The following is a 25,660-nucleotide window of genomic DNA, read 5'->3' as shown; positions in this document are numbered from 1 at the left end:
TCAGGCGGGTTCAGGCGCGATCGCGCCGAGCGGTCTCGGCGCCGCGCCCGCTCCCGGCTTCATGCGGAAATCATAGGTCATGAAGTGCCATGGCCCGACGGCCAGCTTACCGTCCGGCATCACCGCGTCGCTGCGCCGCTCCACTTGGGCGACGAGGTCGTTCTTGACGCCAAACACGACATCGCTGTCGAGATATTCGTCACCGCCGACGAAGACGTGGGTGATCAGCGGCTCGTAGCCCTTGGCGTCCACCAGGAAATGCACATGAGCCGGCCGCATCGGATGGCGTTTGGTGCTCAGGATCATCTGTCCCACCGGACCGTCGGTCGGGATCGGATAGCTGCAGGGCAGGATGGTGCGGAAGAAAAAGCGACCATCCGCATCGGTGATGAAGCGCGCCCGCGACGACGGACCATCGCTCGCGTAGGACGGCCGCTGCGAATCGTAGAAGCCCTCGTCGTCGGCATGCCAGACATCGACCGCGGCGCCTGCCAGCGGGGCACCCGACAGATCGGTGACCCGTCCCTGGACGAACATCTTCTCGCCCTTGAGATCCGCCGAGATGTCGGTGCCGTGGGGCGTCACCTTGTGCTCGCCGACGTAGAACGGGCCGAGCACGGTCGTCTCCGTCGCCCCTGCCCGGTCGCGATGATTGATGGCGTCGACCAGCATCGACACGCCGAGCACGTCGGACAGCAGGATGAACTCCTGCCGGCTCGCGGTGCAGGTCTGTCCGGTGCGGGTGAGAAAGTCGATGGCGGCGGCCCACTCGTCGAAAGTGAGCTCCGTCCGGCGCACATAATCGTGCAGCGATTTCACCAATTCCTGCAGCAGGAATTTCGCGCGCGGATCGGGTGTCCCTTCGAAGCTCGCGACGACGGCCTCCGTGAGCTCGGCCTCGTTGAATTGTGTCATTGCCAATTCCTCCCGGCGCAAAGGGTACACGACGCATCCCTGGCCTGCCATTGGACGCGGCGCGTTTTTCGGCTATCACCCGGAACAAACGGCATGTGCGGCCGATCCTCGCGCAGGCCGCCAGAAACCGATCATAGCGGAGACGCCCGATGCTCGCCCCGACACCCGCCTCGCCCGAAACCGTCGGCATGTCGAAAGCCGCGCTCGATCGCATCGATGCCCATCTGCGGCAGCGCTATATCGAGGCCGGCCGCTTTCCCGGGACGCAGTTGATGGTCTATCGCCGCGGCAAGATCGTGCATGCGAGCTCGCTCGGCTATGCCGACGTCGAGCGCAAGGTCCCGGTCAGGGACGACACGATCTACCGCATCTATTCGATGACCAAGCCGATCACCTCGGTCGCCTTCATGATGCTGGTCGAGGAAGGCAAGGTCGCGCTCGACGAGCCGGTCGCAAAATACATTCCGGAGTGGAAGAATCTGGGCGTGTTCGTCGCCGGCACCGCGCCGGCCTTTGTCAGCCGGCCGCCGGCGCGGCCGATGCTGATCGTCGACCTCTTACGCCACACCTCCGGCCTCACCTACGGCTTCCAGCAGCGCTCGAACGTCGATGCCGCGTATCGCGACGCGAAGATCGGCGCGGTCGAAAAGGCAGGAACGTTGCAGTCGATGATCGACGACCTGTCGCTCATTCCGCTGGAGTTCTCGCCGGGGGAAGCCTGGAACTACTCGGTCTCCACCGACGTGGTCGGCTATCTCGTCGGCAAGATCGCCGACAAGCCGTTCGAGCAAGTGCTGAAAGAGCGCATCTTCGATCCGCTCGGCATGAGCGACACCGACTTCCACGTCCCCGCCGCGAAGGCGCACCGGCTGGCGGCGTGCTACTCGGCCGATGCCGGCGGCGCCTTGTCGTTCCACGCGGCCGATCGCAAGGGCGGCCTGACCTTGCAGGACGATCCCGCCACCAGCTCTTTCTTGAGCCCGCCCGACTTCATCTCAGGCGGCGGCGGTCTGTGCTCGACCACGGCGGACTATCTGACGTTCTGCCGCGCGCTGGTCAATGGCGGCGAGCTCGGCGGGGTCAGGCTGCTCGGCCCGAAGACGCTGAAGCTGATGACCTCGAACCATCTGCCGGGCGGCGTCGACCTGCCGGCGCTGTCGCGCTCGATGTTCGCGGAAGCAGCCTATAACGGCATCGGCTTCGGTCTCGGCTTCTCGGTGACGATGGATCCGGCCAAGACGCTCATTCCAGGCAGCGCCGGAGAATATGCCTGGGGCGGTGCGGCCTCCACCGCGTTCTGGATCGATCCGGCCGAGGAGCTGATCACGATCTTCATGACCCAGGTGCTGCCGTCGAGCGCCTATCCGATCCGCCGCGAACTGCGCACGATGGTGTATGCGGCCATCAGCGAGAGCAACGTCTAGGAGAGGCGCTGTGGCGGTAAAGCCGCTCAGGGAACCGGCGATCGCCGCGCGTTGCGCTTGGCGTGCACGCCGCGCTCTCCTATGCTGACAGTCATGTGAACGGTTGCAACCGCCGAGCCCTTGCGGAGGCAGCCGCTCCAGCCTGAAATGCGCTCGCTGCACAAATTCGCCTCCGCCCGACGCACCTCCCGCCTGCGTCAGTCCCAACGGCGATCAGCAGCGCCAGCTCAAACGGGGCATCTGTGCCAAAACTCTCCCTGCCGATCCGGCTTGCTCTTCTGGTCGCAGGGACCACGCTGCCGCTTATCTTGTTCGCAGGCGGGATCGTCTTGCACAACTACATGCAGGACCGCAGCGACGCCCGTCAGCGCGTGCTGGAGACGGTGCGCAGCATCCGGCTGACGCTCGATGCGGAAATGCAGCGCATGACTGGCGGCGTCCAGGTGCTGGCGCTGACCGATGCCCTGACCACCGGCGATTTCGAACGCTTCCGCCCGATCGCGATGGGCTTCCTCGAGCAGTACGGCAAGAACGGCACGATCGTGGTCGCCGACCACAACGGACGCCAGCTGTTCTCGTCGGCGACGACGGATACGGCTCACCTGCCGACGCGCAACAACCGCGAGATCACCCGCCGCGTGTTCGAGACCCGGCAGCCGCAATATTCCGACCTCTTCTACGGCGTCGTGAAGAAGAGCCTGATCGTCACCGTCGAGGTGCCCGTCTTTCGCGACGGCGAGGTCGTCTATGACATCTCGTTCAGCCCGCCGATCGAGATGTTCCAGACCATCCTGGAAAAGCAGCGGCCGAACCCGGACTGGACCTTGTCGCTGCTCGACCGCAAGGCGACCGTATTCGCACGCGTGCCAAATCCGGCGGACACGATAGGCAAGCAGGCCTCGCCATCGGTGTTTGATCGCATGCGCAGCGAGCAGGAGGCGACGCTGTCGAGCGTATCGCTCGAGGGCGTGCCGCTGCTGTCGAGCTTCACCCATTCCACCCTCACCGGATGGACCATCGGCGCCGGCATCGCCGAGGATTCGCTTGTGGCGCCGCTGTGGCGCAACCTCGCCGTCACCAGCCTGCTCGGCGGCATCATGCTGGCGATCGGTCTGGCCTTTGCGGTGCGGATGGCGACGACGATCGCGCGCGCCGAGATGCTGCACGACCTGCTGATCGAGGAGCTCAATCACCGGGTCAAGAACACGCTGGCGATCCTGCAGGCGATCGCGGTGCAGACCTTCCGCAGCGCCAGCCGCCATGAGCGTGAGAAGTTCGAGGGCCGGCTCGGCGCGCTCGCCGAGGCGCATAATCTGCTCAGCAAGGAGAAATGGCAGGGTTCTGAGCTGCAGGACGTGATCGAGCGCGTGCTCAAGCCCTACCGCCTCAACACGCCCGAGCGCATCAGGATCTCCGGCCCGAAGGTGGCGCTGTCGCCGCGGCTCGCCGTGGTGCTGTCGATGATCGTGCACGAGATCGCAACCAACGCCGCCAAGTATGGTGCGCTCTCCAACGACACCGGCACGGTCGATCTGTCCTGGGAGCTGGCGAGCGCGGCCGACGCGGCGAAGAAGCTGCCGGCACGGCTGCGGCTGGTGTGGCAGGAAACTGGCGGCCCGGTGGTCTCGGCGCCGATCCAGCGCGGCTTCGGCTCCCGCCTGATCGTGCGCAGCGCGCGCGATCAGCTCGGCGGCGAGGCCACGGTCGACTTCCTGCCGCCGGGCGTGGTCTACACCATCACCTGCAAGCTCGACGATTGAGCCGCATCAGCCGAACCTTTGCAGCGCCGGGAACGTCTCGAGCAGCCAGATGCTGAAGGTCGAGACCGCGCCGGTGAGAAAGCCGATGCCGGTGGCGATCATCAGCACGCCCATCGCGCGCTCGATGTTCACGAGATGGCCACGCATGCGGATGAACAGCGCCGAGAACTGTTCGATCATGAACGCCGCGACCAGGAACGGAATGCCGAGGCCGGCGGAATAGACGGCAAGAAGCCCGGCCCCCTTGGCGACTGTCGTCTCCGCGGCTGCGATCGAGAGGATCGCCGCCAGGATCGGCCCGATGCACGGCGTCCAGCCGAAGGCGAAGGCGAGCCCCATGACGTAGGCGCCCCACAGGCCGACCGGCTTGGGGATCGGCAGCCGACCTTCGCGCATCAGGAACGCGATCCGGGTCAGGCCGAGGAAGTGCAGGCCCATCACGATGATGACGATGCCGGCGAGAATGGACAACTGCTCCGACCAGGCCCGGATCAGGCCGCCGATCAGCGAAGCGCTCGCCCCCAACATCACGAACACGGTCGAGAAGCCCAGCACGAACAGTGCAGCCGAGATCATCACGGCGCGGCGCGACGCGGCCGGAGGCTCCTCGCTCTCGATGTGCTCGATCGTGGCACCGGTGAGATAGACCAGATAAGGCGGAACCAGCGGTAGCACGCAGGGCGAAAGAAAACTGACCAGGCCAGCAATGAACGCGGCCGGAATCGATACGTTCTGGATCATGCGAGTCCCGCGATACGCCCCTCCAGGCGCAAGCCGGGGCACGACGCTTCTTGCCGCCGATGCCGGGAATACGCAACAGACGTGCCGAAGTTACGGCGGTCACCGATGATCACCGCCTGCGGGCTTTCGCGAGGACAGAGCCCGACATCCCCGGATCGGGGGCCTCATTGGCGAAGTCCCCCGCCGCGATGGGAGTGTCCGCCTCGTTCCAACCGGCTCGTCTGCGAGCCGGTGCGCGCTCACTGTGGGATCACGACATATCACAAATGCGCTAAATGCACCCTTGTGCACACATCGAACTGTGCTATTTCACCACTCGAAGCAACGGTGGCCGGCGCTGACCCGGCTGCAGCTTCGCATCGCGCAGCTTGTCGGGATTGTCAGCTTGAACCATCTCATCGCAAAGCGATTTCAGATCGTCTTCGCTCAGACGGTTCAGCTTCATACGCAGGTCGAGGATGGCAACCGAGACCAAATGTGCCGATTCGCGATTGCCCGTTGCCGCGAGCATGGCGCGGCACTGCTCCAGGGATGCAAGCACTGCAAGCATTTGTTCGTCTGAATTGGCCACAGGCGTCGTTTCCGTTCTAGCGTGCGACGAGATCGAGCCGAGCAACTCCCGACTCGCGGACGGCTTCCAAATACGTCATGTCGTTGCTCCCCTGCGCTTTGCCCATGCGGCTCAGTCCTGGCATGACGCAGGGTGAAGACACGCCACCGCTTCCCGGCATTCGATGAGTCAGCGCCACGATCCGTTCATCAAGATAGCATGACAACGGACCATCTTCGAATACCATTTCATTGCGGTCGAGGCAAAAACCGTCGATCTTAGATTCGACTCGCGCTAAGCGTGTCCTTGTCCTACATGATGTGTCAGACCGCGCGTCTGCTGGCGGTAAGACCATGCTGCAGAGAACTGAAGGTAGCAGACTCATCGACCCTCGATCGCTCAACCAAATCATGGCACGAACGTGTCTTGCCCGTAATTTATCGGAATCACTCTAGCAGGCGGAGAGAGCTTGTATGCGCGTTGCGGCGGAACGGGGCGTTCCTCAGAAGGAACGCCAGGACCTAGCCGAGACCCCTGCGACGCTGGCGCCAGGGGAGCACGGCGACTCGTCTGCTGCGGCAGGATCGAGCATCGAACTGAGCCGAGAGAGTGGCGGCGCCAGGGGCGCAGCGGCGAGCAAGCCGGCAAGAACTGTGACGGGCCGGGCCGCCCCGGCCAAGTCAACCGTGAGCAAATCGGCGCTGGCAAGTCTCACCGACTGGGATGCAGCGCGGATCTTCCTCGAGGTTGTCAGGGCCGGCAGCTTTCGCTCCGCGGCTGAGCGGCTGACGCTCTCGATCAATGCCGTACGGCGGCGCATCGATGATTTCGAGCGGCAGATCGGCGCGACGCTGTTCACGCGCGATGTCCACGGCGCTCGGCTGACCGACGAAGGCGCGCTGGTGGTCTCCGCCGTCGAGCACATGGAGGCCGCGTCATTCGAGCTGCTGCGCGCGGGCGATGGTCTCGCCGGCGCTGCGTCGGGCGAGGTCCGGGTCGCGGTGACCGAGGGGCTCGGCACGTTCTGGCTGGCGCCCCGGCTGGTCGAATTTCAGCAGAGCTTCCCCAACGTCATGGTCGACCTCTATTGCGCGATGCGCTCGGCCGATGTGTCGCGTCACGAGGCCGATGTCGCCATCCACCTCACCCGGCCGGCGGCGCTCGACGTCAAGCTGGTCCGGCTCGGCCGCATGCACCTGATGTGCTTTGCGAGCGAGAAATATCTGGAGATATTTGGCATCCCAAAGACGATTGACGATCTCGTCAAACATCGCTTGGTTCTGCAGGTGGCGGACGAAGCCGCCGCCAACGCCGCCTTCGCCACCATCTTTCCCGGTTTTGAGCAGCGGGACCTGATCGCGATGACCACCAATGTCTCGAGCGCCAATTACTGGGCGGTGGCGCACGGCGCCGGTATTGGAGTCTTCCCAACCTACGCGAGTGCCCTGGGCGGGAAGATCATACCGCTTGAGGTTGATCTCAAGTGGTCCTACGACATCTGGCTGTCTTACCATGCCACCACTGGACGCATCCCTAGGGTGCGTCACATGATCGACTGGCTGGTGGAGGCCTTTAACCCTGGCAAATACCCGTGGTTTAAGGACGAATTCATCCATCCACAGCAACTTAAAACAGTATATATGGGTGAACCCCTGACCCATCTTTTCGGGGGCTTTCCGATGGAAGGACGGTAAAATCAGTATGAACAAATCAGCGGCAAAGAAAATGAAGCAGCGCAGTGCGGGCAAGCCCGACATCGAGCTCGGCAAGCGGATTCGCCTGCGGCGTGTAGAGCAGAAGATCTCGCAGGCTGAGCTCGGCGAGAAGCTCGGCGTGAGCTTCCAGCAGGTCCAGAAGTACGAGAAGGGCGTCAACCGGGTCGGCGCTGCGCGTCTGCAGCAGATCGCCACCGCGCTCGACGTGCCCGTGACGTTCTTCTACGACGGCGACAGCAAGGCCCGTGAGGTCGAGAGCCTCCTGTTCCTGGACAGCGCCTTCAGCCTGCGGTTGCTGCGCGCCTACAGCAAGATCAAGGACCAGACGGTACAACGTCAGCTGGTATCCTTGATGGAATCGATCGCAGCGAACGAAGAATAGGCAAGGCTGTCTGATCCGTCAGACAGGTCTGCCCGTGATGGTTATGGGCCATCTTCGCTCGAGGGCGCAACTTGGGGGCGCCAGGCGATCTGCCAGCTCGGGCGAGTTCACTGCCTCGGCTCAAGGCCGAGCGATCGGCGTGGCCGACACACCGGCCCTTCTCGTCCGCCCAGCGATCGCTGCGCGGTCTGAGGCTTCGTCGCCTTTATTTTTTCGTGCTCCCCTGCCGTCATAGGAAGTGGCGGCATGCCGGCGTTTCGGTCCCGTCCGGCCGACGCTGATCGTGAAGGGCTCGCGTTCTCTCCTGGACGATCTGTGCACAGGTCGAGAGCATCGGCCCGGACGTCCCTTGCCTGCCCATCATGTCCTGAACCCACATTGACGCCGTCACCGGCGCGGTGAACGATGCCGGCCGCCTGCCCTCCTGCCGACGGACCCTCCATGCCGATCATCTCCGAGCTCCCCACCACCTTCGCCGGGGACAAGATCCTCATGACCAGAGCGGGCGATGGCGTCGGCATCATCACCTTCAACAACCCGGACAAACGCAATGCGATGTCGCTGGAGATGTGGGAGGGGCTCGGCCAGGCGCTGGTGGCGCTGCGCGACGACGAGGCGATCCGGGTCGTGGTGCTGACCGGCGCCGGCGACAAGGCCTTCGTGTCCGGCGCCGACATCAGCCAGTTCGAGCAGAGCCGCCACAATGCCGCAGCCTCCGAGGCCTATGCCGAGCGAAGCGCCGCCCAGCGGGCGCTGCTCGCCGGCTACCCAAAGCCGACGATCGCCTGCATCCGCGGCTTCTGCCTCGGCGGCGGCCTGCAGATCGCGATGCTGACCGACATGCGCTTCGCCGCCGCGGACAGCCAGTTCGGCATCCCCGCCGCCAGGCTCGGCATCGCCTACGGTTACGACGGCCTCCGCAATCTGGTGTCCCTGGTCGGCCCGTCGCAGGCGCGGCTGCTGCTCTATACGGGCCTGCGGATCGATGCCGCGGAGGCGCTGCGGATCGGCCTCGTCGATCGGATGATGAGCATCGACGAGCTGCTGCCGGCCACGCTGGAGATCGCCCGCACCATTGCCGGCAATGCGCCGCTGGCGGTTAAGGCCGCCAAGATCACCATCGCCGAAGTGCTGAAGGACGAAAGCCGCCGCGACACAGCCGCGATCAAGCGGATTGGCGATGCCTGCATGGATTCGGAGGATTTCCGCGAGGGCCGCCGCGCCTTCATGGAGAAGCGCAAGCCAGCCTTCAAGGGACGCTAATTAAATCATGATGCGTTTCCAAGAAAACGCATCATGATCCTATCTCTCATTGTTTGAGCATGATCGTTTCGGAAAACCGGTTCCCACTTTTCCGGATCATGCTCTAAAGCGCCTCCAGCACCGCCTTGGTCACGTCGATCGTGCCGGCATTGCCACCGAACTCGAACGGCTTGAGGCCGGATGCATAGACCTGGTCGACGGCCTGCTCGATCCGCTGGGCCGCCTCGGCTGCGCCCTCGATGCCATGGGTGTCCGCCAGCCAGTCCAGCATCATCGCGGCCGACAGGATCATCGCGGTCGGGTTGGCCTTGCCCTGCCCCATGATGTCGGGCGCGGTGCCGTGGCAGGGCTGGAACACCGCATGGCGGTCGCCGATGTCGGCCGAGGGCGCCATGCCCATGCCGCCGACGAGGCCGGCGGCGAGATCGGACAGGATGTCGCCGAACATGTTCTCGGTGACCAGAACGTCGAAATCCCAGGGACGCTTCACCAGCATGAGAGCACAGGCGTCGATGTAGAGCCGGTCCGTCTTCACATCCGGATGAAGCTGAGCGACCTCGTCGAAAATCTTGCGGAAGTAGGCGAAGGCCTTGAAGACGTTGGCCTTGTCGACGCAGGCTAATGTCCCCGAGCGGCCGCGATCCTTGCGGCGGGCGGCGAGCTTGAAGGAGAAGTTGAAGAGCCGCTCGGACGTCCTGCGGGTGATGACGAGCGTCTCGCGCGCCTCCTCATGTGTCACCACACCTTTGCCCATCGAGGCGAACAGGCCCTCGGTCGACTCGCGGATGACGACGAAGTCGATGCCGTGCTCGGCGGCGCCGACGATCGGGCTCGGCACGCCCGGAATCAGCCGCGCCGGCCGCACGCCGGCATAGAGATCGAAATGGAAGCGCAGCTCGATCTGCGGCGCGATCTCGGTGTTGTCGGGATAGCGCACCGACGGCAGACCGCAGGCGCCAAGCAGGATCGCGTCGGCCTGCTCGCACAGCCGGACCGTGGATTCGGCGATCGAGACCCCGGTCGCAAGATAATTGGTGGCGCCGGCCTGGGCCTCGGTGAAACGGAACGACAGGCCGGCCCTCGCCTCGACCTTGCGCAGCACCTCGAGCGCTGGCGCCATGACCTCCGGCCCGATGCCGTCGCCGGGAAGGACTGCGATGTGGAGTGCGTTGGTGGAGGGCATGTTTTCTTCACAATACGAGTGAGTTAGCTCGGTCATTGCGAGCGAAGCGACGCAATCCAGGGCTCAGGTTGAGACTCTGGATTGCTTCGTCGCTTCGCTCCTCGCAATGACGGAAGTGGCTGGGAGTTACGGCGTCAGCACGGCGCGGCCGACGAGTTGGCCCTTCTGCAGCTCGCGCAGGGCATCGTTGGCCTTGGCGAGCGGCATCGGCGTCACCGGGATCGGCGCGATGTTCTTGGTCCGGACCAGCTCGAGCAGCTCCTTCGTCTCGCGGAGATTGCCGACATAGCTGCCCTGGATGGTGACCGCCTTGATCGGAATGAGCGGCAGCGCCCACGGCGCACCGCCGCCGAACAGGCCGACGATGACCAGCTTGCCGCCCTTTGTCAGGCAGTCGAAACCGAGCTGCGCGGTGGCGGCATTGCCGACCAGGTCGATGACAGCCCGGATCGGCTCACCTGCGGCCTTGTTCAATTGCTCGAGCGCATCCGGCGCCTTGCCGTCGACCGCCGCCAGCGCGCCGGCCGCCAACGCGGCCTCGCGCTTGCGCGCGTCGATATCGACCACGATCGCGCCCTTGCCGCCCATGGCCTTCAACAGCGACAGCGCCATCAGCCCGAGCCCGCCGGCGCCGAAGATCACGATCGGCGTGTCGAAATCCTTCTCGACCTTCTTGAGCGCGCTGTAGGTCGTCACGCCCGAGCAGGCGTAGGGCGCGGTCGTCACCGGATCGAGGCCCTTGAGGTCGATCAGGTGGCGCGGATGCGGCACGGTCATGTGGTCGGCATAGCCGCCGTCGCAATAGACGCCGAGCGAGGCCGGCTTCAGGCACATGTTCTCGTCGCCGGCAAGGCACGTGGCGCATTTGCCGCAGCCGATCCAGGGATAGACCAGCACGACGTCGCCGACCTTCAGCCCGCCCTTCTCGGCTTCGGTGACCTCGGGCCCGAACGCCACGATCTCACCGGCGCTCTCATGGCCCATGGTCCGCGGCAGCGACACGCCGCGATCCTTGAGGGACAGCGGCTTGCGGCCGTGGCCGAGATCATAGCCGCCTTCCCAGATGTGCAGATCGCTATGGCAGACGCCGGCCGCCTTCACCTTGATCAGCACCTGTTTGCCGAAGGGCTGCGGTGTCGGCTCGTCGACCTCGGTCAGCGGTGCATTGAAATCGGTGACCTTGAAGCTCTTCATGCTTTCACTCCCGTAGTCCGATGCGGGCGGGACCGGACGGCGCATCTACGGGACGAGCGGCGAGGCTGCGCGCGGCAACGTCGCCTTGGACCTCCTCCCGGCATGAGCGCGTCCGGCTGGTCCGGACTGTTCTTGCGATATCGCGACATTGGCTGGAAACACGTGGAGCGGCAAGGCTGCGCGCAACATGTGCGGTCATGGCAGCCCTGCAGCGGATTGGCTCACGAGCTCAAGGTTTTGCAGAGTCGCTTACGCCAGCCCCCCGCAGGATTTCCACGGTGTGCTCTCCGAGGCTTGCAGCCCGCGGGCCCGCCGCAACCTTTGCCTCCGACATCCGGAACGGCAGGTTGACGACCTTGAAGGTCCCGGCGGCATCCTCCACGTCGGCCAGCGCGCCGCGATGCGCGATCTGCGGATCAGCCAGCGCATCGGCCACGCTGCGGTAGGCCGAGCTGGGCACGCCGCCCGCGTTCAATGCGTCCAGGCATTGGGCGACGGTGAGCCGGCGCGACCAGGCCTCGACGCCATCCATCAGCGCGCCCCAGTTTGCCCGCCGGTCGGAATATTTTGCGAATCTGGGATCATCGACCCAGTCCGGATGTCCGATCACCGTCATCAGGTTCTGGAACGTCTTCTCGCTGGCGATGGCGATCATCACGAAGCCGTCGCGACACTCCGCCGGGCCGAAGGTCGGCCGCGACGGCTGCGCGACGGGAAATTGCGACCATTGGATCTCGTTCAAGGTCAGGCTCAGCATCGATTCCAGCATCGAGCAGTCGATGTGCTGGCCGCGGCCGGTGCGCTCGCGCTGATACAGGGCGGAGGCGATGGCGCCGAAGGCATAGGTCCCCGTCACCACGTCGGCGTGATAGATGCCGCAATAGTCAGGCCGGCTGCGCCCCGGCTGGTAGGCGAGATGCGCCATGTCGTAGCCCGAGGCCGCGTGGATCACCGGCGCATAGGCCGGGAGCTCCGCCGAGGGGCCGGTCTGGCCGTAGCCGGAGATCGAGCAGTAGATCAGCCGCGGGTTCAATTTGCGCAAGGTCGCATCGTCGAGCCCGAGCCGCTGCATCACGCCGGGGCGGAAATTCTCGACCAGGATGTCGGCACCTGTGACGAGCCGACGCACCGCGTCGCGGCCATCGCGCGATTTCAGATCGAGCACGACACTCTTCTTGCCGACGTTGAGCTGGCCGAAGGCGGTGGAGCAGCCGCCGCGCATCGGAGGCCGGATGCGCATCGTTTCACCTTCAGCTGACTCGATCTTGATCACCTCCGCACCCATGTCTGCAAGCATGCGTGCACAATGCGGGCCGGCGATCGTGGTCGAAAAATCCAGGACGCGCAGCCCCGCGAAGCATCCTGTCAAACGGCTCTCATCGTTTCCAACTAGACTCACGAGCGCAGCTCCCTGGTGGAGTTCTCTTTTCCGCACGCCGATGCCGGCATGATCCATTTCCTCTTCGCCGATTCACGAAGCGTAAGCCATCGGGCGCGGTGCGCGGGGAGTCTAGTTCGAACCATTCGATGTCGAAAGCGTTTGGCCTTCCGCCGCGGTGGGGCGACGCTTTTCTTCACGACTGAATTTGGACCTTTTCTTGCATAGGACGAACATGGGGCTTGATCGAGGACATCTCTTGCGGGTTCTGTTCGTTACGACCGAAATGGACGATTTCGTCCGGGTGGGCGGACTGGCTGCCGTTTCGGCGGCACTTCCCCGGGCACTACGCTCACACACCGACGTCAGGATCATGCTGCCCGGCTACCGGGACGTGATCGAGCAACTCACTCACATCGAGATCGTCGGCCAATGCGCTCCTCTGGCAGAGATGCCAGGCTGCGCGCTGGGACGTTCGTCGACCCGCGACGGCCTGCCGGTCTACGTCCTGCTCTGCGACGAGCTCTATGACCGTCCGGGCAATCCTTACGGCGACGAGAACGGGCAGGACTGGGCGGACAACGACATCCGCTTCGGCCGTCTCGCCGCCGCCGCCGCCGAGCTGGCGGCGGGCACGCTGGATGAGAACTGGGCAGCCGATCTGGTGCACGCCAACGATTGGCAGGCCGCATTGGTGCCGGCCTATCTGGCATGGCGCGGGGTCGAGGTTCCCTCGATCCTGACCATCCACAACCTCGCCTATCAGGGCCTGTTCCCGCGCGAGTCGCTGCGCCGGATCGGCGCCCCCGAATCCTCGTTCCACATCGACGGTCTGGAGTTCTACGACAAGCTGTCCTTTCTCAAGGGCGGCCTGGTCTATGCGTCGCATCTCACCACGGTCAGCTCGACCTATGCGCAGGAGATCACGACACCCGAGCTCGGCTGCGGGCTGGAGGGCCTGCTCCGGCAGCGCTCCAATGCCCATGAGCTGACCGGCATTCTCAACGGCATCGACGAGAGCTGGGATCCCCGATACTGCCAGCAGCTGGCGCAGCCCTTCGCCGCCGGCGACTGGAAGGGCAAGAAGGCCAACGCCGACTACGTCCGCAAGCAGTTCGGCCTCGCCGTGTCGCGCGGTCCGATGTTCGGCATCGTCGCGCGCCTCGTTCATCAGAAGGGCATCGACCTGGTGCTGGAAGCCGCCGATGAGATCGTCGGCGCCGGCGGCCAGATCGTGGTCACCGGCACCGGCGAGCCCGCCATCGAGCGCGCGCTGTTGGAGGCTCACCGCCGCCGGCCGGACGCGATCGGGGTCGCCATTGGCTTCAACGATGCGCAGGCGCGGCGCATCTTCGCCGGCAGCGACTTCACCCTGATGCCGTCGCGCTTCGAGCCCTGCGGCCTGAGCCAGATGTATGCCCAGCGCTTCGGCTCGCTGCCGATCGGCCACCAGACCGGCGGCCTCGCCGAGACCATCACCGATGGCGAGACCGGATTCCTGTTCGAGAAGCCGTCGGCGGAATCCTTCCTCGGCGGGGTGAAGCGCGCGTTTTCGGCGTTCACCAGCACCGAACGGCTGAACGAGATGCGGCTGTCGGCGATGGCACGCTCCTTCAGCTGGAACCTGTCGGCCGCCTGCTACAACGCGCTGTACCGGAAGATGCTGGCGTCGTAGCCCGCTCCCGTTGCCCGGATGACCGAAGCGACATCCAGGTTCATCTCGTCCTGTCGAACAGGCCCCGGATATCGCTTCGGTCATCCGGGCTACGGTCAAACAACAAAAGCCCGGACGTTGTCCGGGCTTTTTCTTGTGCGCTTGAAAGGCGGGCTTCTTACGCTGCGCGGACCGCTTCCAGGAAGCTGCCGACCTCACGCTTGAGGCGGTTGGAATCTCCGGCGAGCGACTTGGCCGATGACAGCACCTCGGCGGAGGCCGAGCCGGTCTGCGAGGCGCCGCGCTGCACGTCCGTGATGTTGGACGAGACCTGCTGGGTGCCGTGGGCGGCCTGCTGCACGTTGCGGGAGATTTCCTGCGTCGCAGCCCCCTGCTCTTCGACCGCCGCCGCAATGGCTGCGCCGATCTCGGCAAGCCGCTCGATCGTCGAGCTGATCGCCTGGATCGAATTCACCGATTCCTGCGTCGCGGCCTGCACGCCCGAGATCTGCTGCGAGATCTCCTCGGTCGCCTTCGCCGTTTGCTCGGCGAGCGCCTTGACCTCGGTCGCGACCACCGCGAAACCGCGCCCGGCGTCGCCGGCGCGCGCCGCCTCGATGGTGGCGTTGAGTGCGAGCAGATTGGTCTGTCCGGCAATGCTGTTGATGAGCTCGACGACGTCGCCGATGCGGGCTGCGGCCTGCGACAATTCTGCGACGCGCCCATTGGTCTGGCGCACCTGCTGCACGGCGTCGCCGGCCATGCGCGCCGACGCCTGGACCTGACGGCTGATCTCGGTCACCGACGAGGAGAGCTCCTCGGTGGCGGAGGCGACCGACTGAACGTTGGCGGAAGCTTCCTCCGACGCAGCCGCCACCACAGTGCTGAGCTCCTGCGAGCGGTTGGCGGTGTTTGTCAGCATATCCGCCGACGTTTCGAGGCCCGAGGCCGCCGACGACACGGTGTTGACGATGTCGGCGATCGTCGACTCGAAGTTGCGCGTCAGCGCATCCAGCCGCCGGGCCCGATCGATCTGCGCCTGTGCGTCGCGCTGCGCGGCCTCGTCCGAGGCCTTTTTGGCGATCAGCGCATCCTTGAAGATCTTCAGGGCGCGCGCCATCGCGCCGATCTCGTCCTTGCGGGACTCGTTCGGAATGTCGGCGCTCAGCTCGCCGTTGGCGAGCCGCAGGGTCACGCCGGTCAGTCCGACCAGCGGGCCGACGACGCCACGGACGATGCCGATGACCACGGCGACCGACACGATCGCCACCAGCAGCAGAACGCCGAGCGCGATGAACAGCCGCAGCCGCGCCGCGCCAATGGCCTGATCGATGGCCTGATGCGCGGACTTGAGCGCCGCATCGCGCAGCACGATGACGTTGTTCAGCATCGGCGTCGTCCAGCGGCCCCACTCCTCCGCCGTGACCGGCGACGGCTGTGCGTCGCGCCCCGCCGTGACGATCTGACGGTAGCGCTGTTCGCCCGCGCCCATCAGGGTCGTGCGAACGTGCTCGAGCGCTGCGGACACTTCCGGCGTATTGCGAACGCTGCGCGCCGCAAGCTCGATCTGCTGCCACAGCAACGTCACCTGGCCGCTCTGCTCGGTCACCTCGGCAAGACGCGCCGGGGTCCAGCTGGTGTTCTGGATGAAGAAGCGCAACACGGCGGAGCGCGCGCCGTTGATCGTGCGCATCGATTGCGCCAATTGCGCAAGCTGGGCCGACGGCAACAGGTTCTCGATCTCGCCGCCGGCCCGCGACAGCTCGATCGCGGACTCGTCGATGGCGGCATTCAGAGACTCGGCCGCGCGACCGAGGCCATCCGTGGTCGTCGCCTGGATGTTCGCCGGACGCTGCGCGGCCGGAAGCGGTGCCGCGCTGCGCGCCGCGGAACGGACGCCGCGCAATGTCGTCGCTGCGGCATCGAGATTGGTAGTCGGCAGTCCCGCTACTTGCGCGGCGGTCTTGGCCTGGACCAGCGACTCGTCCGTCGTGGCGATGGCCTTGTCGAGCTTGGCGACATCATCCGCCGACGCGGACCCGGCCGCCGCGAGCAGATTCCACTGGCCGCGCTCGAGCGGGATCTGCGCATTGACCTTCAGTGCCAGCTCGAAGGCGTCCAGAACCCGGGCCGCCTGCTCGCGCTTGCGCAAGTCGCCCCACCCGCTCCATGCGAGCGCAAAGGCGAAGGCCATCGCGAAGAAGCCGGTCAGCAGATTGCCGGCGAGAATTTTCCATTTGAGGCTGACCGCACCGGTCTCCGGCTCAACCGTCTCATTCTGCAGCACCGCGCGTTCGGACATTGGCCAATCCCAATCAAATACCGCTGCCCGGCCGGTCACGCTCGCATCGGCCGATACGCGCTTGCGCAGCGGCCCTCCGGCGACGTCTTCGCACGGTCGGCAAACAAGGATCGCGGCGACGCCGCCGCGCCATAATGATTAAGAACGAATGGCGACTAATCCCTTAAACTGAGTTGATCCGAGCGGTATCGGAATGCCGAGATGCCGCACTAATCGGATCGACTCAGCGCATCGGCCCCTCTACTCCGCAGCCGCTGCGAGCGTCACCGACGAATCGCGTAACACCTCGCCGGAGAGCGGATCGTGCTCGCCCGACCAGGGCCTGCGCTCCAGGATGTTGCACGGGCGGGTCGTGGCTCTCGTCCTCATGAATGCCGTCGCCCGTCATCGGGCGTTCGCATTGCACGCGCGGCCTGCGCTGCTTGAGAAATGCCGTTGTCCAATCGCGATGATAGCGCCTGCCTATCGATAGCGATCGCTGATCTTCGTTCAGCAGGGCGAGGCCATCGAATATGCCGGCAACTGCGCCGAGCAGGCATCGCCGCCGCGCTCGCGGGATGTCTGGCGCGTTGGTTGACGCTGCCGGGCGTTCAGGACCGGCTCGGCGCGGGCTCGGATTGAGCCGGCGGGGCCTGCTCATCGTCGTCGGCGATCGCGCGCCAAGCCGCCCCTTCGAGATCGTCGTACTGGCCGCTCTTCAGCGACCAGAGAAAGCCGACCAGACCGGCAAGGCCGAGCGCCAAAGCGAGCGGAACGAGAATGATCATCACTTCCATGACACGGCCTCCCCAGCCACCTTGCGGGCACGCAGCGCATTCAGCATGACGATGATCGATGAGCCGGACATCGCGGCTGCCGCGATCAGCGGGGTGACGACGCCGCTGATCGCAAGCGGCACCGCCAGGACGTTATAGCCGACCGCGAGCCACAGATTCTGCCGCATCAGATGCAGCGCCTTGCGCGCGTAGTCGATCGCGGCCAGCACCGGCGCCAGGGGACGACCGAGAAAGACGAGATCGGCGGTGGCCTGGCTGAGATGCGCGGCCGAAATCGGCGACATCGAAACGTGCGCGGCGGCGAGCGACGGCGCATCGTTCATGCCGTCGCCGACCATCATGACCTTGACCCCGGCCCGCTTCAGCTCCTCGATGCGCGCGATCTTGTCGGCCGGCGTCACGCCGGCGCGCCACTCGCTGATGCCGAGCGCCATGGCGGCTGCGGCCACCGCCGCCTCGCGATCGCCCGAGAGGATCTCGACCTTGATGCCGCGCCGCTGCAGGCCGGCGACGATCTTGGCAGCGTCAGGGCGCAGGCCCTGGCGCACCGAGAACAGGTACTTGCTATCGCCGCGGCTGAAGGCAACCACCGAAGCCTCGGGATCGACGCTGCTGGTCTGCGCAACCAGCGCCTCCGCGCCGCAGAAAGCCGGACGCCCCAGCCTGATTTCGACGCCGTCGACGACGGCGCGGACACCCTGCCCCGGCTCCTCGACCGCGCCCATCAGCGGCGAACGCGCATTGGCAGCCTGGGCCACCGCCGACGCCACCGGATGATGGCTCGACAGCGCGAGCTGGCCGGCCAGTGCGAACACGTCTGCAGGAATGTCGGCGGCGTTGACGACCTCGAGCTCCGGCAGCGTCAAGGTGCCGGTCTTGTCGAAGATGACGTGATCGGCCTCGGCGAGGCGCTCGATCGCATCGCCCGCATTGAGCAGCACGCCGGACTTGAACATCGCGCCCGACGCCACGGTCTGCACGGTCGGAATCGCGAGCCCGAGGGCGCAGGGACAGGTGATGATCAGCACGGCGATGCCGGTGACGATGGCGTCGTGCCAGCTCGCCCCCATCAGCACCCAGCCGAGCACGGTGAGCGCTGCGGTCGCATGCACCACCGGCGCATACAGCCGCGAGGCGCGGTCGGCCAGCCGCATATAGCGCGAGCGGGCCTGCAGCGCGTTGTCGAGCAGGCGCGTGATCTCGGCGAGCAAGGTGCCCTCGGCGGCGGCCGAGACCCGGACGCGCAGCGTGCCGGAAATGTTGAGCGAACCCGCATAGACCGCGGTGCCCTGCTCGGCCGGCACGTAGAGCGTCTCGCCGGTGATCAGGCTCTGGTCGATCTCGGAGCGGCCCTCGACGACCACGCCGTCGACCGCGCAGCGCTCGCCGGGACGCAGCAGCACCAGATCGCCGGCGCGAACGGCGGCGACCGGCACCTCCGAAATCTCGTCGGGGCCGATGAACTTGGTCGCGGTCTCCGCCTTCAGCGCGGCCAGATTGCCGGCGACGGCGCGGGTCTTCCGCCGCATGTTCTGGTCGAGATAGCGGCCGACCAGCAGGAAGGTCAGCAGCATGATCGCGGCGTCGAAATAGGCGTGCTCGGCGTGATGAAACGTCTCGACGATCGACATGCCCAAGGCCAGGATCACGCCGATGCAGATCGGCACGTCCATGTTGACGTTACCGGTCTTCAAGGCACGCCAGGCGGAGCGGAAGAACGGCTGGCCGGCATAGGCCGCAGCCGGCAGCGCGATCACGGCCGACAACCAGTGGAAGAAGTCGCGCTGCTCGGGCAGCATGTCGCTGACATTGCCGGACCAGACCGGGATCGACAGCATCATCACGTTCATGGTCGCGAACGCCGCGACGCCAAGACAGCGCAGCAGGAAGCGCGACTCCTCGGCCTCGGTGGCTTCCGCACTCGCCTTCTCGAACGGATAGGCCTTGTAGCCGAGCTCGGCGAGCCGATCGATGAACTTGGCCGGATCGAGCGTGCCCTGCTTCCATTCCAGCGCGACGCGGCGGTCGGTGAGATTGACGCGCGCCAGCGTCACGTCGGGCAGCGCGGAGAGGCCGCGCTCGATCTTGGCCATGCAGCCGGCGCAGCTGACGCCTTCGACCGCGAGGTCGATATGCTTCAGCCCTGCCCCGAGATCCTTGACGTAGTGAGAGAAGTCACGCGTCGCATGCATGATCGAAATCCCTTCAGTTCAGCAGCACGCGGTTCTTCGACATGAACAGGCGTCGGCCGCTGGAATCGCCTTCGAGCACGAGGTCCCACTGGCCCGGCGCGATCGCCTCCGCCGTGCCGCGATAGATGCCGATGCCGACCTCGGCGAGCGCGACCTCCTGATCCGCGCGCTTGTCGGCGGGACGCTCGAGCCGGCCCTGGAAGGTCAGGCCCGAGACGGGATTGCCGCTCGCGTCGCGCGCGTTGACCTGCAGAATGGCGGCGCCTCCGGCGCCACGCTCGATATGCGCCTCGACCTGCCAGCGCCGCGCCTCCTGGGCGCGCGCCGCCGCGATCTCCTTTTCGTAGCCGAGGCTGGCGCTGTAGGCGCTGTCGACCTCGGTGCCCGGCAAGGTCGAGATCGCCATCTTCATCATGTAGACGTTGACGCCGATCACGGTCCCGAAGAAGGCAAGGAGCATCGCGAGCACCATGCCTCCGGTCAGCTGGAAAGAAGGATTGGAACGGCTGGCCATTGACAGGCTCCTTAGCTCTACGGGCTGACGAAATTGTCGGTGGCGGAGGCGACGACGCCAAGACCGATATCCGTCACGTGGAACTTCACCGGGATGGACTTCGCAGGATTGCTCTCCTCGGGCGCGGTCACCAGGAGGCGCAGCTCCTCGGTCTGGTCGCGGCCGACCACGATCATCGGTCGATCCGGCGTGACGGAGTCGGCGCCGACGACGTGAACGGTCGAATTGACGGGACCCTCGATGTCGATGGCGATGACGCGATCGAAGCCGTGCTTGTTGAGGACGCGCACCGTATAGGCATTGCGGATCGAGCCGTCGGACAGCTTGATCGCAATCGGATTGCGATCGTGCAGCACGTTGACCTCGAGCAGCGACCGGGTCGCGAGCTTGTAGGCCATGGCACCGCCGACCGCGGCGATGATCGCGGCATAGACGATGGTCCGCGGGCGCACGAGCTTGTAGATCGGCGGCTTGCCTTCCTGCCGGCGATGGATGTTGATGTCGTTGTCATAGCCGATCAGCCGCGTCGGGCGGCCGATCTTGGTCATGACGGTGTCGCAGGCGTCGATACAGAGGCCGCACTGGATGCAGTCCATCTGGGCGCCGTCGCGGATGTCGATGCCGGTCGGGCACACCGCCACGCATTGCTTGCAATCGATGCAGTCGCCGGCCGGCTGGCCGAGCGCGCGCAATTCGGCGGCCTTCTTGACCGACATGCGGCTCTCGCCGCGGTCGTAGCGGTAGGTGACGTTGAGCGCCCATTCATCGGTCAGTGCCGCCTGGATGCGCGGCCACGGGCACATATACACGCAGACCTGCTCGCGCATGAAGCCGGCGAGCGTATAGGTCGTCGCGGTCAGGATCGCGATCCAGACATAGGCGAGCATCGGCCCCTGGAAGGTGATGAGATCCTTCACGAGCGTCGGCGCATCGCTGAAATACAGCACCCAGGCGCCGCCGGTCCACCACGCGATCATCAGCCAGATCGAATGCTTGAGCACGAGCTCCGAGATCCGCTCCAGTTTCATCGGGTCGCTGGAGGCATCCTTCTTCATGCGCTCCCGGCGGTCGCCCTCGATCAGGCGCTCCACCGCGTAGAACAGGTCGGTCCACACTGTCTGAGGGCACAGATAGCCGCACCAGATGCGGCCGCCGATCGCGTTCATCAAGAACAGGCCGATGGCGGCGATGATCAGGAGGCCGGTGAAGTAGTACACCTCCTGCGGCCATAGCTCGATGAAGAAGAAATAGAAGCGGTGGTTCGGGAAGTCGATCAGCACCGCCTGGTCGGGCGCGCCGAAGCCGCGATTCCAGCGCACGAACGGCAGGAAATAATAGACACCGAGACAGAAGCCCATCAGGCCCCATTTGATCCGGCGGAAGGTTCCTGAGACGCTCTGTGGATAGACCTTCTTGTGCGCGGCATAGAGCGGACCGTAATCGTCCACCGGCTGCAGGTCCTGAGGCTTCAGGTCGTCCGGTCTTACCGTCTGGTTCATGGCTGGCGGGTCATGGCTGGGGGATCTTCTCGCAGTTGCGGCCGAAGGTATTCCCACCTCCGGCCGCGCAGTTGATCCAGCTCAATTGAAGGAAAGGTTCCGTTGGATTTCCGTTACTTTCCTCCGCCCAGCGAGTGGACGTAGACGGCCATCGCCTTGATCGTGGTCGGGTCGAGACGGCCCTCCCAGGCCGGCATGACACCGGCGCGACCGTTGGTGATGGTCTCGATTAGGGTCACCTCGTCGGAACCGTAGAGCCAGATCTTGTCGGTCAGGTTCGGCGCCCCGAGGTCCGGATTGCCCTTGGCGTTGTCGCCATGGCAGGCCGCGCAGTTTTCGGCGAAGACCTTGGCGCCGGCCTTGGCGTCATAACCCGGCCGGGTCGGCAGGCCCGCCAGCTCCCGAACGTAGTTGGCGACCGTGACGATCTCCGCCGGCTTCAGGACACCGTCCTTGCCGAAGGCGAGCATCTGGCCCTCACGCGTCTTCGGGTGACCCGAGCGCACGCCGTACAGCAGGGTCTGCTGGATCTGCTCCAGCGAGCCGCCCCACAGCCAGTCGTCGTCGTTCAGGTTCGGGAAGCCCTTGGCGCCGGCCGCGCCGGTCCCGTGGCAGGCGGCGCAGTTGTCGCCGAACACGGTCTTGCCCTTGGCACGCGCCAGGGCCAGCATCGCCGGATCCTTCTCGATGTCGGCGAGCGAGGCGGTCGCGAGCGCCGCCATCTTGGCGCCGCGGATCTTCTCGAGATTGGCAAGCTCGACCGCCACGTCCGCACGGGACGAGTAGCCGAACAGGCCCTGAGTGTTGCTGGAGATGGTCGGCCAGGCCGGATACACGATCCAGTAGCCGATCGCCCAGACGATGGTGATGTAGAAGGTGATCACCCACCACCGCGGCAGCGGGGTGTTGAGCTCCTTGATGCCGTCCCAGGCGTGGCCGGTGGTGGGGGTGCCGGAGACACTGTCGACTTCGGTATGGTCAGCCATGATGAATTAATCCTCCCGCAACGGCATGCTCGCCGCCTCGTCGAAAGCGGCCTTGTTGCGAGGCCAGAGGGCATAGGTCACGATCGCGATGAAGATCGCGACGAAGATCGGGGTCCACAGCGTCGTCACGAGTGACGACGCGATGTTTTCGACTGCAATGATGGGCTTCATGATGTTCGCCTCTGATCTCAGCGCAGATTGGCTTTTTCGTTGTAGATCTTGAAGTCGACCAAGGTGCCGAGCATTTGCAGGTACGCAACCAGCGCATCCATCTCGGTCGGAGCACCCGCCTTGCCGTCGAAGTTGCGCACCACCGCCTTCGGATAGCGTTTGGTGAGCGCCTCGGCACCGGCACCGTCCGGATCGACCTGCGCCTTGAGGTCGGCGGCGGCGTTGGCGATCTGGTCGTCGGTGTAGGGCACACCCACCGCCCGCAGCGTCTTCAGGTGATCGGCGACGTTGTCGGCGTTCAGCTCGGTCTCCTTCAGGAAGGGATAGCCGGGCATGATCGATTGCGGGACGATGGCGCGCGGGTTGGTCAGGTGGGTGACATGCCAGTCGTCGGAGTACTTGTTGCCGACGCGGGCGAGGTCAGGACCCGTACGCTTGGAGCCCCACTGGAACGGATGGTCGTACATGCTCTCCGCGGCGAGCGAGAAGTGGCCGTAGCGTTCCACTTCGTCGCGCAGCGGACGAACCATCTGCGAATGGCAGAGATAGCAGCCCTCGCGGACGTAGATGTTGCGGCCGGCCAGCTCGAGCGGCGTATAGGGACGCACGCCGTCGACCGCCTCGATCGTGCTCTTCAGGTAGAAGAGCGGAGTGATCTCGACGAGGCCGCCGATCGCGATCACCAGCAGGATGCCGATGACCAGGATGATCGAGTTCTTCTCGAAGACTTGGTGTCGTTGCCAGAAAGACATGGTTGATACCTCACTCCGCCGGCTGAAGGGCGACGGGCGACTGAACTTCTTCCTCACCGACACGGACCGTCATCCAGAGATTGTAGGCCATGATGAGTGAGCCGATCAGGAACAGTGCGCCACCAGCGGCACGGATGATGTAGAAGGGGTGCATCGCCTCGACGGTCTCGATGAACGAGTATTCGAGGAAGCCGAGCGCCGTGTAGGACCGCCACATCAGACCCTGCAGGATGCCCGAGACCCACATCGCGGAGATGTAGAGCACGATGCCCAGCGTGGCCGTCCAGAAGTGCCAGTTCACGAGCTTGAGGCTATAGAGACCCTTGCGGTTCCAGATCCACGGCACCAGGCAGTACAGCGCGCCGAAAGAGACGAAGCCGACCCAGCCGAGCGCACCGGAGTGCACGTGACCGATGGTCCAGTCAGTGTAATGGCTGAGCGAGTTGACCACCTTGATCGACATCATCGGACCTTCGAAGGTCGACATGCCGTAGAAGGCGACCGAGACGACCAGCATGCGCAGCACGGGGTCCGTCCGCAGCTTGTCCCACGCTCCCGACAGGGTCATCAGGCCGTTGATCATGCCGCCCCAGGAGGGCATCCACAGCATGATCGAGAAGGTCATGCCCAGGGTCTGCGTCCAGTCCGGCAGCGCCGTATAGTGCAGATGGTGCGGGCCGGCCCAGATGTAGAGGAAGATCAGCGCCCAGAAGTGAATGATCGACAGCCGGTAGGAATAGACCGGCCGTTCCGCCCGCTTCGGGATGAAGTAGTACATGATGGCGAGGAAGCCGGCGGTCAGGAAGAAGCCGACCGCGTTGTGGCCATACCACCACTGGAACATCGCATCCTGCACGCCACCCCAGGCGATATAGGACTTGGAGCCGAACAACGACACCGGAAGCGCCGGGTTGTTGCCGAGGTGCAGAACCGCGATCGTGACGATGAAGGCAAGATAGAACCAGTTCGCCACGAAGATGTGCGGCTCCTTGCGCTTGATGATCGTCGTCAGGAAGACCAGCAGGTAGACCACCCAGACGATCGTCAGCCAAAGATCCGAGTACCATTCGGGCTCGGCGTACTCCTTGCCCTCGGTGACACCGAGCAGATAGCCCGTGCCCGCGATCAGGATGAAGAAGTTGTAGCCGATCACCACGAACCAGGGCGCGAGATCGCCGGCGAGGCGCACGCGGCAGGTCCGCTGCACGACGTAGAACGACGTCGCCAGCAGCACGTTGCCGCCGAAGGCGAAGATCACCGCCGAGGTATGCAGCGGCCGCAGGCGGCCGAAGCTGGTCCACGGCAGGTCGAAGTTCAGCGCGGGCCAGGCCAGTTGCGAGGCGATGATGAGGCCGACCGTGAAGCCGGCGATGCCCCAGAACATCGACATGAACGAGGCGAACTTGATCGGACCGAGATTGTAGTTCGGCCGACCATTGATCTCCTGTGGAGGCAGCTCGCCGCGCTCGAAGTAGCGGTTGAGGATGAAGAAGACGGACGCCGCGCTGGCGGCAGCCGCGAGCGAGGCGTGGAACGCGAAGGCCGTATCCAGTGCCTTCGCCGCAGCGAAGACGCACAGGAAGGCGGTGACGGCAAAAGTGAGCGACAAGCCACTTTCGCCGATGGTCATGGATTTTGTGGATGAGGACGCGCTCATGCGGAATCTCGCTGAAAGAACACGAGCCCAGCAACCACAATCGTTCACACGTGGAATTGATCGAAATCAACTTTGCGACCGGTTCGCCGGTAAACAGGCGGAGTGTTGCACGACGACGCGGTTTCGGTCGCAGACACGGCGACGGCCGGCATGCAGCAATGCGTGCCGGCCGTCATTAGACGTTCGTAGCAGGCTTCGGACTCAGCGCGCCGCGCTTAATCCTTGGCGGCAGCCGCCAGCGCTCGCACGATGTCCTCGCGGGCGACGATCCCGACCACGCGGTTGTCGGCATCGGTCACGGGAAGGCTGCGGATGCGATGCTCGACCATCAGCTGCAGCACGCGCGTCAGCTTCGTATCCGGCCTGACGTAGATGAACTCGGACGTCATCACGTCGGCGACCGTCCGGTTCATCAGGTCGCTGTAGCGCGGCAGCATCTGATTCGGCGTGAAGGCAAAGCATTTCAGCACGTCGAACTTGGTGACGATGCCGATCACCTCGTCGTTCTCGACGACGGGGTAGGTGTTGAAATCGTCGCGGTCGAACATCTCGCCGAGCTCGCGGATCGTCGTCTCCCGGCTCACGGTCGTGACGTTGCGCGTCATGTAGTTGCCGGCGGTTTCCTCGAGAAATCTGTACAAGGCGGCAATCC

The 25,660-nt window shown here is 65.0% G+C and carries 23 protein-coding genes; 6 read left to right on the top strand and 17 right to left on the bottom strand.

Annotated elements, in window-relative coordinates; genetic code table 11:
• The gene (locus QX121_RS19120) at positions 1–915 is read right to left on the bottom strand and encodes an intradiol ring-cleavage dioxygenase (RefSeq protein ID WP_315779524.1); all 915 of its coding nucleotides are present in this window, start codon (positions 913–915) and stop codon (positions 1–3) included.
• A 149-nt stretch (positions 916–1,064) separates the two neighbouring features.
• Between QX121_RS19120 and QX121_RS19115 the strand changes: the two genes are divergently transcribed.
• Both QX121_RS19115 and QX121_RS19110 read left to right on the top strand, forming a co-directional pair.
• Complete coding sequence (locus tag QX121_RS19115; RefSeq protein WP_315812760.1) at positions 1,065–2,339, top strand: serine hydrolase domain-containing protein; 1,275 nt, start codon at positions 1,065–1,067, stop codon at positions 2,337–2,339.
• Between the two features lie 242 nt (positions 2,340–2,581).
• The gene (locus QX121_RS19110; RefSeq protein ID WP_315812759.1) at positions 2,582–4,099 is read left to right on the top strand and encodes an HWE histidine kinase domain-containing protein; all 1,518 of its coding nucleotides are present in this window, start codon (positions 2,582–2,584) and stop codon (positions 4,097–4,099) included.
• A gap of 6 nt (positions 4,100–4,105) precedes the next feature.
• On the opposite strand, the gene QX121_RS19105 is transcribed toward QX121_RS19110, so the two are convergent.
• Together QX121_RS19105 and QX121_RS19100 are read right to left on the bottom strand one after the other, a co-directional pair.
• Positions 4,106–4,840: a cytochrome c biogenesis CcdA family protein gene (locus QX121_RS19105; RefSeq protein ID WP_315758506.1), complete on the bottom strand. Its 735-nt coding sequence runs from the start codon at positions 4,838–4,840 to the stop codon at positions 4,106–4,108.
• A 304-nt stretch (positions 4,841–5,144) separates the two neighbouring features.
• Positions 5,145–5,456, bottom strand: coding sequence for a hypothetical protein (locus QX121_RS19100; protein WP_315758505.1), 312 nt, complete (start codon positions 5,454–5,456; stop codon positions 5,145–5,147).
• A 407-nt stretch (positions 5,457–5,863) separates the two neighbouring features.
• Between QX121_RS19100 and QX121_RS19095 the strand changes: the two genes are divergently transcribed.
• The 3 genes from QX121_RS19095 (at position 5,864) to QX121_RS19085 (ending at position 8,750) form a co-directional block, all read left to right on the top strand.
• Positions 5,864–7,084, top strand: coding sequence for a LysR family transcriptional regulator (locus tag QX121_RS19095; RefSeq protein ID WP_315812758.1), 1,221 nt, complete (start codon positions 5,864–5,866; stop codon positions 7,082–7,084).
• 7 nt (positions 7,085–7,091) lie between these two features.
• Complete coding sequence (locus QX121_RS19090; RefSeq protein ID WP_015668220.1) at positions 7,092–7,487, top strand: helix-turn-helix domain-containing protein; 396 nt, start codon at positions 7,092–7,094, stop codon at positions 7,485–7,487.
• A gap of 441 nt (positions 7,488–7,928) precedes the next feature.
• A complete protein-coding gene (locus QX121_RS19085; RefSeq protein WP_315737160.1) occupies positions 7,929–8,750 on the top strand; it encodes an enoyl-CoA hydratase in 822 nt (273 codons plus the stop codon).
• 103 nt (positions 8,751–8,853) lie between these two features.
• On the opposite strand, the gene QX121_RS19080 is transcribed toward QX121_RS19085, so the two are convergent.
• The 3 genes from QX121_RS19080 to QX121_RS19070 all read right to left on the bottom strand — a co-directional run bounded on the left by QX121_RS19080 (position 8,854) and on the right by QX121_RS19070 (position 12,424).
• Positions 8,854–9,933, bottom strand: coding sequence for an isocitrate/isopropylmalate dehydrogenase family protein (locus QX121_RS19080; protein ID WP_315812757.1), 1,080 nt, complete (start codon positions 9,931–9,933; stop codon positions 8,854–8,856).
• A 126-nt stretch (positions 9,934–10,059) separates the two neighbouring features.
• Positions 10,060–11,127 (bottom strand): alcohol dehydrogenase, encoded by a 1,068-nt coding sequence (locus QX121_RS19075; protein WP_315812756.1) that lies wholly within the window; start codon positions 11,125–11,127, stop codon positions 10,060–10,062.
• Between the two features lie 229 nt (positions 11,128–11,356).
• Positions 11,357–12,424: a CaiB/BaiF CoA transferase family protein gene (locus QX121_RS19070; protein WP_409999353.1), complete on the bottom strand. Its 1,068-nt coding sequence runs from the start codon at positions 12,422–12,424 to the stop codon at positions 11,357–11,359.
• Positions 12,425–12,764: 340 nt separating this feature from the next.
• Here QX121_RS19070 and glgA point away from each other — a divergent pair, with 340 nt between their 5' ends.
• A complete protein-coding gene (gene glgA, locus QX121_RS19065; protein WP_315812754.1) occupies positions 12,765–14,180 on the top strand; it encodes a glycogen synthase GlgA in 1,416 nt (471 codons plus the stop codon).
• Positions 14,181–14,337: 157 nt separating this feature from the next.
• Here glgA and QX121_RS19060 read toward each other — a convergent pair whose 3' ends face one another.
• The 11 genes from QX121_RS19060 to QX121_RS19010 all read right to left on the bottom strand — a co-directional run bounded on the left by QX121_RS19060 (position 14,338) and on the right by QX121_RS19010 (position 25,649).
• Entirely contained in the window at positions 14,338–16,461 is a 2,124-nt protein-coding gene (locus QX121_RS19060) for a HAMP domain-containing methyl-accepting chemotaxis protein (RefSeq protein ID WP_315812753.1), read from the bottom strand.
• Positions 16,462–16,701: 240 nt separating this feature from the next.
• Positions 16,702–16,830 carry a hypothetical protein gene (locus QX121_RS19055; RefSeq protein ID WP_315737155.1) on the bottom strand — a complete coding sequence of 43 codons (129 nt, stop codon included), beginning with the start codon at positions 16,828–16,830 and terminating at the stop codon, positions 16,702–16,704.
• 221 nt (positions 16,831–17,051) lie between these two features.
• Complete coding sequence (ccoS, locus tag QX121_RS19050) at positions 17,052–17,237, bottom strand: cbb3-type cytochrome oxidase assembly protein CcoS (RefSeq protein ID WP_315737154.1); 186 nt, start codon at positions 17,235–17,237, stop codon at positions 17,052–17,054.
• Entirely contained in the window at positions 17,228–19,429 is a 2,202-nt protein-coding gene (locus QX121_RS19045; RefSeq protein WP_315812752.1) for a cation-translocating P-type ATPase, read from the bottom strand. The genes ccoS and QX121_RS19045 overlap by 10 nt, the downstream gene beginning before the upstream one ends.
• 13 nt (positions 19,430–19,442) lie before the next feature.
• On the bottom strand, positions 19,443–19,943 hold the full coding sequence (locus tag QX121_RS19040; protein WP_315737152.1) for a FixH family protein: 501 nt from the start codon (positions 19,941–19,943) through the stop codon (positions 19,443–19,445).
• Positions 19,944–19,960: 17 nt separating this feature from the next.
• On the bottom strand, positions 19,961–21,442 hold the full coding sequence (gene ccoG, locus QX121_RS19035; RefSeq protein WP_315799028.1) for a cytochrome c oxidase accessory protein CcoG: 1,482 nt from the start codon (positions 21,440–21,442) through the stop codon (positions 19,961–19,963).
• A gap of 113 nt (positions 21,443–21,555) precedes the next feature.
• Positions 21,556–22,428 carry a cytochrome-c oxidase, cbb3-type subunit III gene (gene ccoP, locus QX121_RS19030; protein ID WP_315737150.1) on the bottom strand — a complete coding sequence of 291 codons (873 nt, stop codon included), beginning with the start codon at positions 22,426–22,428 and terminating at the stop codon, positions 21,556–21,558.
• A gap of 6 nt (positions 22,429–22,434) precedes the next feature.
• A complete protein-coding gene (locus QX121_RS19025; protein ID WP_315715702.1) occupies positions 22,435–22,599 on the bottom strand; it encodes a cbb3-type cytochrome c oxidase subunit 3 in 165 nt (54 codons plus the stop codon).
• Between the two features lie 17 nt (positions 22,600–22,616).
• A complete protein-coding gene (gene ccoO, locus QX121_RS19020; RefSeq protein WP_172236801.1) occupies positions 22,617–23,351 on the bottom strand; it encodes a cytochrome-c oxidase, cbb3-type subunit II in 735 nt (244 codons plus the stop codon).
• A 10-nt stretch (positions 23,352–23,361) separates the two neighbouring features.
• Positions 23,362–25,008, bottom strand: a complete 1,647-nt coding sequence (ccoN, locus tag QX121_RS19015; RefSeq protein ID WP_315737148.1) for a cytochrome-c oxidase, cbb3-type subunit I — start codon at positions 25,006–25,008, stop codon at positions 23,362–23,364.
• 215 nt (positions 25,009–25,223) lie between these two features.
• On the bottom strand, positions 25,224–25,649 hold the full coding sequence (locus QX121_RS19010; RefSeq protein ID WP_315737147.1) for an HPP family protein: 426 nt from the start codon (positions 25,647–25,649) through the stop codon (positions 25,224–25,226).
• Positions 25,650–25,660 lie beyond the last annotated feature (11 nt).

The organism is Bradyrhizobium sp. SZCCHNR2028, from assembly GCF_032380995.1.
GTDB lineage: Bacteria > Pseudomonadota > Alphaproteobacteria > Rhizobiales > Xanthobacteraceae > Bradyrhizobium.
Note: the sequence above shows the minus strand (reverse complement) of the source record. Positions and strands in the feature narration are given on the sequence as shown.

Coding starts and splice junctions, on each gene's coding strand:
- ccoG (WP_315799028.1), bottom strand. CDS start 21,442: ATGAACCAGACGGTAAGACCGGACGACCTGAAGCCTCAGGACCTGCAG.
- ccoO (WP_172236801.1), bottom strand. CDS start 23,351: ATGTCTTTCTGGCAACGACACCAAGTCTTCGAGAAGAACTCGATCATC.
- QX121_RS19085 (WP_315737160.1), top strand. CDS start 7,929: ATGCCGATCATCTCCGAGCTCCCCACCACCTTCGCCGGGGACAAGATC.
- ccoP (WP_315737150.1), bottom strand. CDS start 22,428: ATGGCTGACCATACCGAAGTCGACAGTGTCTCCGGCACCCCCACCACC.
- QX121_RS19120 (WP_315779524.1), bottom strand. CDS start 915: ATGACACAATTCAACGAGGCCGAGCTCACGGAGGCCGTCGTCGCGAGC.
- QX121_RS19070 (WP_409999353.1), bottom strand. CDS start 12,424: ATGCTTGCAGACATGGGTGCGGAGGTGATCAAGATCGAGTCAGCTGAA.
- QX121_RS19115 (WP_315812760.1), top strand. CDS start 1,065: ATGCTCGCCCCGACACCCGCCTCGCCCGAAACCGTCGGCATGTCGAAA.
- QX121_RS19045 (WP_315812752.1), bottom strand. CDS start 19,429: ATGCATGCGACGCGTGACTTCTCTCACTACGTCAAGGATCTCGGGGCA.
- ccoN (WP_315737148.1), bottom strand. CDS start 25,008: ATGAGCGCGTCCTCATCCACAAAATCCATGACCATCGGCGAAAGTGGC.
- QX121_RS19075 (WP_315812756.1), bottom strand. CDS start 11,127: ATGAAGAGCTTCAAGGTCACCGATTTCAATGCACCGCTGACCGAGGTC.
- QX121_RS19055 (WP_315737155.1), bottom strand. CDS start 16,830: ATGAGGACGAGAGCCACGACCCGCCCGTGCAACATCCTGGAGCGCAGG.
- QX121_RS19040 (WP_315737152.1), bottom strand. CDS start 19,943: ATGGCCAGCCGTTCCAATCCTTCTTTCCAGCTGACCGGAGGCATGGTG.
- QX121_RS19090 (WP_015668220.1), top strand. CDS start 7,092: ATGAACAAATCAGCGGCAAAGAAAATGAAGCAGCGCAGTGCGGGCAAG.
- QX121_RS19025 (WP_315715702.1), bottom strand. CDS start 22,599: ATGAAGCCCATCATTGCAGTCGAAAACATCGCGTCGTCACTCGTGACG.
- ccoS (WP_315737154.1), bottom strand. CDS start 17,237: ATGGAAGTGATGATCATTCTCGTTCCGCTCGCTTTGGCGCTCGGCCTT.
- QX121_RS19060 (WP_315812753.1), bottom strand. CDS start 16,461: ATGTCCGAACGCGCGGTGCTGCAGAATGAGACGGTTGAGCCGGAGACC.
- QX121_RS19080 (WP_315812757.1), bottom strand. CDS start 9,933: ATGCCCTCCACCAACGCACTCCACATCGCAGTCCTTCCCGGCGACGGC.
- QX121_RS19105 (WP_315758506.1), bottom strand. CDS start 4,840: ATGATCCAGAACGTATCGATTCCGGCCGCGTTCATTGCTGGCCTGGTC.
- QX121_RS19095 (WP_315812758.1), top strand. CDS start 5,864: ATGCGCGTTGCGGCGGAACGGGGCGTTCCTCAGAAGGAACGCCAGGAC.